The organism is Rheinheimera baltica DSM 14885, assembly GCF_000425345.1.
Classification (GTDB): domain Bacteria; phylum Pseudomonadota; class Gammaproteobacteria; order Enterobacterales; family Alteromonadaceae; genus Alishewanella; species Alishewanella baltica.
The window spans coordinates 1-1358 of the sequence record NZ_AUDG01000129.1 but is presented as its reverse complement, the minus strand read 5'-3'; the positions used below and the strand labels follow the sequence as shown (position 1 = coordinate 1358).

Sequence of the window (1358 nt, the reverse complement as noted above, 5' to 3'; positions counted from 1 at the left end):
GTGCCGGCAGGCAGCTTGAATAAACGCCGCAATCTCTGGCGTGAAAAAAGCAGCAACTACCTGTTTAAAGCCGATAACTTGGCAGAGGTGTTTCGGGCTAAGTTTATACAGGCCCTGACACAGGCCGGGTATCGCTTGCCGTATCAAAGCCCTAAAAAGTGGAATGCTGATTGTGAGTGCGTCGGTAGCGGTAACAGCGCCTTAACTTACCTGGCCCGTTACTTATACCGTGGGGTAATTAGCGAAGATAACATCTTGTCTTATCAACAAGGCAGGGTCACATTCCGCTATAAAAACAGCACCACTAAGCAATACCAGCGCATTACCGAGCCTGCCACCGCTTTTTTATGGCGCGTGCTGCAGCATGTGTTACCCAAAGGCTTTCGGCGCACAAGAGACTATGGTTTTTTACACGGCAACGCCAAGTGCATCTTACGGCGTATTCAATTACTGCTTAAAGTACGGCTCTCGCCGCTACCAGGCCGGCAACAGAGTAAAAAGTGCTGCCCGCATTGCCAGGGCCAGTTACACATAATCTGGGTCAAACATCGATGGGAGGCCACAACGGCAAAACAGTCAGCGCATGTAAAACGAACTGACTAAGCAAAGGAATGCGCCAAGGCACAGGATGCGCCCCACCCGTGGTGAAAACACTGAACCAGGAGGTGAATAACGGCTAAACGAAAAAGAACCAGAAAAAACAGATTGCTGTTGGCAAAACAGGCGGTCATGGCTAAACTCGCCCCTAATTAATGCCGCTAACCAGCGCAACCCAAGCCACTCAGGCTGTCATCGATATATCTACTATATAAGCAGAAAAACCAACCACCGGGCTTGTCCAACAACAGGATTAAGTCGCGGCTGCGCGCGACCTATCCTTGTTTATTATGTTCATGGCACTCACTGCCCGGTTGCCAGCTTCTCTGCTGTGCTTGTACTTGCACCAATTACTTTCTCAAGTAATACAGGAAGGCTGGCACCGAGATACAGAGCAGCCAGCCAGTCATTGATGCTATTGAAGGCCACAGCGAAGATAGTAACGACCAAAGCTAAAAAAGGTGTTAGGAGTGATTTCACAAGGAAAAACTCAAGATCTAGCTCTATCTTTAGTTGTGGCGGCATTTTTTGTCGAGTAATGAGATCATAGAAGAACGGAAAAAAGCCGCCGAATGCACCAGCTAGGACATAAAGTATCTTTACCAAAGAAATTCCGAGAATCATGGTTTCAGTAGACACGATTTATCACAGCCCCCATGAATTTTTCGAGTCTGTAAAAAAAACTGTGTAAGTGGCATTCTATCTAACTCCTTAGAAGGGATAAAGAATGCCAATTACAGACCAATTACTGGATCAGCTGT

General features: G+C 47.3%; 2 protein-coding genes. One reads left to right on the top strand and one right to left on the bottom strand.

Going from position 1 to position 1358, the window contains the following annotated elements:
* A partial coding sequence (locus tag H595_RS23115; RefSeq protein ID WP_205623274.1) for an IS91 family transposase occupies positions 1–603 on the top strand: 603 nt, incomplete at its 5' end.
* 297 nt (positions 604–900) lie between these two features.
* Here the strand turns inward: H595_RS23115 and H595_RS0119675 are convergent.
* Positions 901–1236, bottom strand: a complete 336-nt coding sequence (locus H595_RS0119675) for a hypothetical protein (RefSeq protein ID WP_156886042.1) — start codon at positions 1234–1236, stop codon at positions 901–903.
* Between the last annotated feature and the right edge of the window lie 122 nt (positions 1237–1358).